This window comes from Pseudomonas sp. UBA6276 (assembly GCF_002438365.1).
GTDB classification, from domain to species: Bacteria; Pseudomonadota; Gammaproteobacteria; order Pseudomonadales; family Pseudomonadaceae; genus Aquipseudomonas; species Aquipseudomonas coleopterorum.
Map to the genome: position 1 here is coordinate 1 of NZ_DJUS01000021.1, position 7,767 is coordinate 7,767.

Annotated in this window: 11 protein-coding genes; 9 read left to right on the plus strand and 2 right to left on the minus strand. The window is 64.1% G+C overall.

What is annotated here, in order from left to right:
- Positions 1-372 (minus strand): chorismate synthase (locus B2V21_RS02990; protein ID WP_286915989.1); only part of this gene is annotated, 372 nt, incomplete at its 3' end.
- Positions 373-511: 139 nt separating this feature from the next.
- On the opposite strand from B2V21_RS02990, the gene B2V21_RS02995 reads away from it, so the two are divergent.
- Entirely contained in the window at positions 512-1,465 is a 954-nt protein-coding gene (locus B2V21_RS02995) for an alpha/beta hydrolase (RefSeq protein ID WP_056843943.1), read from the plus strand.
- 74 nt (positions 1,466-1,539) lie between these two features.
- A complete protein-coding gene (locus B2V21_RS03000) occupies positions 1,540-2,322 on the plus strand; it encodes a hypothetical protein (RefSeq protein WP_122743655.1) in 783 nt (260 codons plus the stop codon).
- A gap of 30 nt (positions 2,323-2,352) precedes the next feature.
- On the opposite strand, the gene prmB is transcribed toward B2V21_RS03000, so the two are convergent.
- Positions 2,353-3,261: a 50S ribosomal protein L3 N(5)-glutamine methyltransferase gene (gene prmB, locus B2V21_RS03005; protein WP_286915990.1), complete on the minus strand. Its 909-nt coding sequence runs from the start codon at positions 3,259-3,261 to the stop codon at positions 2,353-2,355.
- 137 nt (positions 3,262-3,398) lie between these two features.
- On the opposite strand from prmB, the gene B2V21_RS03010 reads away from it, so the two are divergent.
- From B2V21_RS03010 to B2V21_RS03040, 7 genes are all read left to right on the plus strand, one after another.
- Entirely contained in the window at positions 3,399-3,989 is a 591-nt protein-coding gene (locus B2V21_RS03010; protein ID WP_286915991.1) for a cysteine hydrolase family protein, read from the plus strand.
- Between the two features lie 34 nt (positions 3,990-4,023).
- On the plus strand, positions 4,024-4,344 hold the full coding sequence (locus B2V21_RS03015) for a hypothetical protein (RefSeq protein WP_049862133.1): 321 nt from the start codon (positions 4,024-4,026) through the stop codon (positions 4,342-4,344).
- Between the two features lie 36 nt (positions 4,345-4,380).
- Positions 4,381-4,938, plus strand: a complete 558-nt coding sequence (locus tag B2V21_RS03020) for a Smr/MutS family protein (RefSeq protein WP_286915992.1) — start codon at positions 4,381-4,383, stop codon at positions 4,936-4,938.
- A 72-nt stretch (positions 4,939-5,010) separates the two neighbouring features.
- Positions 5,011-5,556 carry a GTP cyclohydrolase I FolE gene (gene folE / locus B2V21_RS03025; RefSeq protein ID WP_043185450.1) on the plus strand — a complete coding sequence of 182 codons (546 nt, stop codon included), beginning with the start codon at positions 5,011-5,013 and terminating at the stop codon, positions 5,554-5,556.
- A gap of 28 nt (positions 5,557-5,584) precedes the next feature.
- The gene (locus B2V21_RS03030; protein WP_282347546.1) at positions 5,585-5,956 is read left to right on the plus strand and encodes a glutaredoxin; all 372 of its coding nucleotides are present in this window, start codon (positions 5,585-5,587) and stop codon (positions 5,954-5,956) included.
- Positions 5,957-6,065: 109 nt separating this feature from the next.
- Positions 6,066-7,259 carry a benzoate/H(+) symporter BenE family transporter gene (locus B2V21_RS03035; protein WP_286915993.1) on the plus strand — a complete coding sequence of 398 codons (1,194 nt, stop codon included), beginning with the start codon at positions 6,066-6,068 and terminating at the stop codon, positions 7,257-7,259.
- A gap of 98 nt (positions 7,260-7,357) precedes the next feature.
- Positions 7,358-7,767 (plus strand): SDR family oxidoreductase (locus tag B2V21_RS03040; protein WP_286915994.1); only part of this gene is annotated, 410 nt, incomplete at its 3' end.

Below are 7,767 nucleotides of genomic sequence, written 5' to 3' on the forward strand. Positions count from 1 at the left end.
GCCACCGCCGCGGTAGTCGCGCTCGCCGTACTTGTGATGGTAGGTGTAGTCGGCATGGGCGGGACGGAACAGGTCCTTGATTGCCGAGTAATCCTTGGATTTCTGATCGGTGTTGCGGATCAGCAGGCCGATGGAGGTACCGGTGGTCCGCCCTTCGAACACGCCGGAGAGGATCTCGACCTCGTCGGGCTCCTGGCGCTGGGTGGTGTGCCGGCTGGTGCCCGGCTTGCGGCGATCCAGGTCGCGCTGCAGATCGTCCAGGGAGATCGCAAGGCCTGGCGGGCAGCCGTCGACGATGGCGACCAACGCCGGGCCATGGCTTTCGCCAGCGGTGGTGACAGTGAACAGCTTGCCGTAGGTATTGCCGGACATGCAGGGCGCTCCGCGAAATCAACCGAATCAGACAGGGCGCCAGTATACGCAGGGTCGACGGCCAGTTCATCCCTGAACCTTAGCCAGACGCCCCAGTCCAAATCGCACTTCCCTGGATAGTGGCTCGATGATGTTGCAGATGATGTTCCGATTGCTTGCCGTGTTCCTGTTCGCCAGCAGCGCCGCTGCACTGGCCGCCACGCCCGACATCGCCAGGCGCCCGATCGAGTTGCAGACGGCTCAAGGCACGTTGTACGGCTCGCTGCTGGTACCCCGCGCCGACCGGCCGGTCCCTGTAGTGCTGATGATCTCCGGTTCCGGCCCCACCGACCGCGACGGCAACAATCCCGAAGCCGGGCGCAACGACAGCCTGAAGAAGCTGGCACTGCTGTTGGCCCAGAACAACATCGCCAGCGTGCGCTACGACAAACGCGGTGTGGCGACCGGCCGCAAGGCCACGCCCGACGAGCGCGACCTGAGCGTGGCAGGCTACGTCGACGATGCGGTGGCCTGGAGCGCGCAGCTCAAGCGCGATCCGCGTTTCGGCCCGCTGGTCATTCTTGGTCACAGCGAGGGTGCGCTGATCGCCACCCTGGCAGCCCAACGTGCCGGCGCCAATGCGGTGGTATCGCTGTCGGGCAGCGGCCGGCCCCTGGGTGAAGTGCTTCGCGAACAGATCGGCGAGCGTCTGCCGGCCGAACTGCAGCCGCGCAGCTATCAACTGATCGAGCGCCTGGAGGCAGGACAATACGACCCGGACGTACCCCAGCCCTTGCAGGTGCTGTTTCGCCCCAGCGTGCAGCCCTACCTGATTTCGCTGCTGCGCCAGGACCCTGCGCAAGCCTTCGCTGCATTGAAGATCCCGGCGCTGATCGTGCAGGGCAGCCACGACATCCAGGTGGGTGTCGGCGATGCGCAGGCACTGCAGCGCGCCAAGCCGGACGCGCAGCTGGCGATCATTCCCGGCATGAACCATGTGCTGCGCATCGTGCCGATGGACCTGCCGTCCCAGCTCAAATCGTACCGTGACCACAATCGGCCGCTGGCTGCAGAACTGGGCCGCGTCGTCGTGCCCTTCATTCAGGGTCTTTGAGCGGCGCTCTGCGCCGGGCGCACTCAAGAGTGGGTCGAGGTAGCCGATACAAGCTGCGTGAAGAGGATCGCGCCATGACCGAACAAGACCCGCCAAACGCCGACATCGATGAACCCGCACAGGTGCCGCGGCCATGGGCCGAGGTCACCACCGAGCAGTTCAGGATGCTGCGCCTGGCGCCCCAGCCCGCCGACCGGGCGACCGGCCCGCGGCCGCTGCGTTTCGTGCAGTTCGGCCTGGCCGAGCGCCACGACCCGGCTCTGAGCCTGTTGCGGCTGGACATCCAACTGCCCGGCCAGCGTGTGCGCAAGGAACAGAACCAGCTGGACGTATGGGTCGACCACCAGCTCAAGCAGGTCACTCTGGGCAGCGAAGCGGGTCTGCAACTGGAGCCGGTCAACCGCGGCCTGGGCCGTTTCGTCATGGCCCAGGCCACGGCCTGGCTGCAGCGTCACTGGCCGCACTACACCCTGCAGGGCGCAGCGCTGTCGAGCAAGGAAGCGCTGCAACCGGCAGGCCTGGATCGCCGCGATCACGCCCTGCGCACCCAAGGCCTGAATGTCGAGTACGCCGACGTGCAACGCCTCAAGGGGCGCTATCACCCCATTGCCGTCAGCCAGTTGCTGAGCACTTGGAATCCGGAAAAGGTCCAGGTGGTCGAGGTGCTGGCGGCCAGCGAGATGCTGCAGCTGGCCGAACAGCAGTTGCAGGAAATGGAGCTGAAACTGCACACCCAACAGGAGCGGATCGGCAAGTTCTCGCGCGAAGAAGGCGGCCTGCGCTTCACCATCGCCTGCCTGATCGCGTTCGCCGTGTTCCAGGCCGCGTTGCTGATCTGGATCGCCACTCACCGCTAGCATCAGCCGCAGTGAAGTAGGCGAACGCGATCAGATCCGCGAAACGAACAGCGTCTGGTGCTCGCGGCACTGCTCGGCGCTGAGCATGAACACGCCATGTCCACCGCGCTGGAACTCCAGCCAGGCGAAATCCACTTCCGGATAGAGCGCCTCGACGTGCACCTGGCTGTTGCCGACCTCGACGATCAGCAGGCCTTTGTCGGTCAAATGATCCGCCGCCTCGGCCAGCATGCGTCGCACCAGGTTCAAGCCGTCATCGCCACAGGCCAGGCCCAGTTCCGGCTCGTGCTGATACTCGGCCGGCATGTCGGCGAAGTCTTCGGCATCGACGTAGGGCGGGTTGGACACGATCAGGTCGAACCGCTGCCCCGGCAAACCTTCGAAACCATCACCCTGGACGGTGTAGACGCGCTCTTCCTGACCGTGCCGCTCGATGTTCTGATTGGCCACTTCGAGCGCCTCGAAGGACAGGTCGGCCAGGATGACTTCAGCTTCCGGGAAGACATCGGCGCAAGCGATACCGATGCAGCCCGAACCAGTGCACAGGTCGAGGATCCGCGCCGGCGGCTGGCTCAGCCATGGCTCGAAGCCGTTTTCGATCAACTCGCCGATCGGTGAACGGGGCACCAGCACCCGTGCGTCGACGATGAACGACATGCCACAGAACCAGGCTTCGCCGATCAGGTAGGCGGCCGGCACGCGCTCTTCGATGCGCCGCTTGAGCAAGTGTTGCACGCGTACGATCTCGTCCTCTTCCAGACGGCAGTCCAGGTAGCTGTCGGCGATTTCGTAGGGCAGGTTCAACGCGCCCAGCACCAGCAGGCGGGCCTCGTCCCAGGCGTTATCGGTGCCGTGGCCAAAGAACAGTTCTTCGCCATGAAAACGGCTGACGGCCCAACGGATGTGGTCGCGCACGGTGCGCAAGCGGGAAGTGATCACAAAAGCTCCTCGGTCGAATCAAGCCGGGATATTAACAGAGGGCCGCAGGCGATTTTCGCCATGTTCGCTCAATCCGATTCACAGAACGGCTCGAGCAGAGGACAATGCGGCAAAAGCCCTAGCCAAAGGAGCCCCCGATGTCCGTTCCAAAGACGATGTTCCAACTCAGCGGCCGCGGTTTCCCGCCCACGCGGATCGCCAACGCCAGCCTGATCATCATCGATGCACAAAAGGAATACCTCAGTGGCGACCTGGCCCTGTCGGGCATGGACGCGGCGCTGGCCAACATCGCCAAACTGGTGGCTGCGGCACGCGCAGCCAAGCGTCCTGTGGTGCACATCCGCCATCTGGGCACCGTGGGTGGGTTGTTCGACCCCCAGGGCGAACGTGGCGAGTTCATCAAGGGCTTCGAACCCCAGGGCGACGAAGCCGTGGTCGAAAAGCGCATGCCCAATGCCTTCAACAACACCGGCCTGCACGAACTGCTGCAGAGCTACGGTCATCTGGACCTGATCGTCTGCGGCTTCATGAGCCACTCCAGCGTCAGCACCACGGTGCGCGCCTCGAAGGACTACGGCTATCGCTGCACGCTGGTGGCCGATGCCTGCGCCACTCGCGACCTGCCCCAGGGCGATGGCGTGCTGGCTGCGGCCAAGGTGCAGGAAGCCGAAATGGCCATCATGGGCGACAACTTCGCTGCGGTCGCCATGACCGGCGATCTGCTCTGACCTTCAAGCCGGCCCGATCGCCATCGAGGAATCAATGAAGTCATCCCAAGGTTTCAATGCGCGCAGGCTCAGGAAGCGCAGTTCAGGTGGCTGGCGTTACCGTCTCGGCGCAGCGCTGGGTGCCGTGCTGTTGACCCTGGGCCTCCTGCTGGCCATGGCCGGCATCGCTACCTTGCTGGGGCATCCGCCCCAGGTGACCGGACTGGACACCACGACCACCGGCGCGGCCATCCTGGCGGGCATCGGCGTGCTGGTTCTGTATCTGGGCCTGTGGTTCTGGCGGCGCAGCCGCCGCGGGATGCGCCGCAGCCGTGAACTCGATCTGGCCCCGCATCTGATGAAAAAGCACGATTGAGTCGCGTAGACTAGCGCTCCCGTGCCGGAGGCCTTCATGCAAGACGACGAATTTTCCCTGTTCAAGGACCAGATGCGCGGCGTCAAGCCGATCCGGCACGACCGTGCCGACACCGGCAAGCCCAAGGCCGACAAGGCCAAGCTGCAAGCGCTGCGTCAGGCTGCGACGGTGGGGGCCAACGTCACGACCGTCGATGGCCTGTCCGATCAGTTCGTCATCGACGTCGGCCCCGAGGACGACCTGCACTGGGCCCGCGATGGTGTGCAGGAAAGCCAGATGCGCAAGCTCAAGGTCGGCCAGATTCCCTTCGAAGGCAGCCTGGACCTGCACGGCATGACCGTGGAAAAGGCTCGCGAAACCCTCTGGGCATTCCTCGCCGAAGCGACCCGTTTCGAAATCCGCTGCGTACGCGTAACCCATGGCAAGGCCGTGCGCCTGGACGGCAAGCGGCCGATGATCAAGAGCCACGTCAACACCTGGCTGCGCCAGCATCCGCAGGTGCTCGGCTTCACCTCCTGCCAGCCCCGCCACGGCGGCGCCGGCGCGGTTTACGTGATGCTCAAGCGCACCATGCTCGAAGGGCGTGACGAATAACGCCCCGCTTGCACACGTGCGAGCGGAGCCGTACCCTTCGCGTCTGCGAAATATTTCCCCACAGGTTTGATCATGTCCCTGGAACAGAACTACACCGAGATCCTTGGCCAGCTGGGCGAGGACGTCACCCGCGAAGGCCTGCTCGACACGCCCAAACGCGCTGCCAAAGCCATGAAGTACCTGTGCCGCGGGTACGAGCAGACCCTCGACGAGGTCACCAATGGTGCCCTGTTCAGCTCCGATGCGAGCGAGATGGTGATGGTCCGGGATATCGAGCTGTATTCGTTGTGCGAGCATCACCTGTTGCCGTTCATAGGGCGCGCCCATGTCGCCTATATTCCCAATGGCAAGGTGCTGGGGCTGTCCAAAGTCGCGCGGATCGTCGACATGTACGCCCGCCGCCTGCAGATCCAGGAGAACCTGGGCCGGCAGATCGCCGATGCAGTGCAGCAGGTCACCGGCGCGCTGGGTGTCGCGGTGGTCATCGAAGCCAAGCACATGTGCATGATGATGCGCGGTGTCGAAAAGCAGAATTCCTCGATGATCACCTCGGTGATGCTGGGCGAGTTCCGTGACAACGCGGCGACCCGCAGCGAGTTTCTCAGCCTGATCAAATAAGCCGTACCCCAATCTCGAGGACTGCCACATGTTGATGAAAGCCTTGCGTATCGGACTGGGCCAGGTAATCGTGGCGGGCGACCTGCTCACCCGTCCACCGCGGCGCAAGCGCACCGCCGAGGCCCAGGCCGAGGTGGACCGCGCAGCCAGCGGGCTGACGCTCTATCAGTTCCACGCCTGCCCATTCTGTGTGAAGACCCGCCGCACACTGCACAAGCTCAATGTGCCGGCGAGCCTGCGCGATGCCAAGAACGACAGCGTGGCTCGGGAAACCCTGCTGGCCGAAGGCGGCAAGATCAAGGTCCCGTGCCTGCGCATCGAGGAAGCCGGCAAGGTTACCTGGATGTACGATTCCAAGGTGATCATCGATTACCTGAACGAGCGCTTCGCGGCAGCCTGATCGCTGTCGCCCAGCTGTATCGTCGATTGATCGCGCCGCTGTACCGCTGCTGGCCGGACACCTTGGCTTACCCTTGACCGACGCTGTTCAGGACAAGGATCCGACCGCCATGCCCAATCCCATCACCTCTGCCCCACTGCGCCCGCTGGCCGACACTGCCCCCTGCGCGGTGGTGGCCGGCTTCATCGCCATGATGACCGGCTACACCAGCTCCCTGGTGCTGATGTTCCAGGCGGGTCAGGCTGCAGGCTTGACCACCGCGCAGATATCCTCCTGGATCTGGGCCCTGTCGATCGGCATGGCAGTGTGCAGCATCGGCCTTTCCCTGCGTTACCGCACGCCCATCACGGTGGCCTGGTCGACGCCGGGTGCGGCCCTGCTGATCACCAGCCTGGGCGGCGTGAATTATGCCGAAGCCATCGGCGCGTTCATCACCTGTGCGGTGCTGGTCACGATCTGTGGCCTGACCGGCAGTTTCGAGCGCCTGCTCAAGCGCCTGCCGGCATCGCTGGCTGCCGCGCTGCTGGCCGGCATCCTGTTCAAGATCGGCAGCGAAATCTTCGTCGCCGCGCAACACCGCACCGCCCTGGTGCTGTGCATGTTCTTCACCTACCTGATCGTGAAGCGCCTGTCGCCACGCTATGCGGTGCTGGCAGCGCTGGTCATCGGTACGCTGGTGTCCGGGCTGCTCGGCCTACTCGACTTCAGCCATTTCAGCTTGCAAGTCGCCCAACCGCAGTGGACCACCCCGTCCTTCTCCCTGGCCGCGACCATCAGCATCGGCATTCCGCTGTTCGTGGTTGCCATGACCTCGCAGAACATGCCCGGTATCGCCGTACTGCGCGCCGACGGTTACCAGGTGGCGGCCTCACCGTTGATTTCGGTGACCGGCATCGCCTCGGTGCTGATGGCGCCATTCGGTTCCCACGGCGTCAATCTGGCTGCCATCAGTGCAGCCATCTGCACCGGCCCACAGGCTCACGAAGATCCGGCCAAGCGCTACACCGCGGCCGTCTGGTGCGGGGTGTTCTACGCCATTGCCGGCACGTTCGGCGCCACGCTGGCCGCGCTGTTTGCCGCACTGCCCAAGGAGCTGGTGCTGTCGATCGCTGCATTGGCGCTGTTCGGCTCGATCATCAACGGCCTGACTCAAGCCATGAGCGAGCCCAAGGAGCGCGAAGCGGCCTTGGTCACGTTCATGGTGACCGCTTCAGGGCTGACGCTGTTCTCGGTGGGCTCGGCGTTCTGGAGTATCATCGCCGGGGTCCTGACGCTGCTCATCCTCAATGCGCGCAAAGCCTGATACCTGAAGCATCATTAAAGGATTGTCATCAAGCCGAATGAACCGCACCTGCGGCGACGCTTTCACACCTGTAACTCCACATCGCAGAGGACACAGGCATGAATCGTTTCCAGGACAAAGTCGTGATCGTCACCGGCGCGGGCTCCGGCATTGGCGCGGCCACCGCGCTGCGCTTCGCCAAGGAAGGTGCACGCGTCGTGTTGGTGGGGCGCAACGCTGAAAAATTGGAAACCGTAGCCAAGGGCATCGGCCCCGGCCAGAGTCTGGTCGTCAGCGCCGATGTCTCGAAGTGGGAAGACGTGCAGCAGTTGGTCAAGCGTGCAGTCGAGCATTTCGGCCAACTGGACGTGCTGGTCAACAACGCTGGTGTGGCCCCGTCGGGCGCCTTGACCGAGGCCTCGCTGGACGACTGGCGCAGTGTGATGTCGATCGACGTGGACGGGGTGTTTTACGGTTGCCGCGCCGCCATGCCGCATTTGCTCAAGAGCGGCGGCAGCATCATCAACGT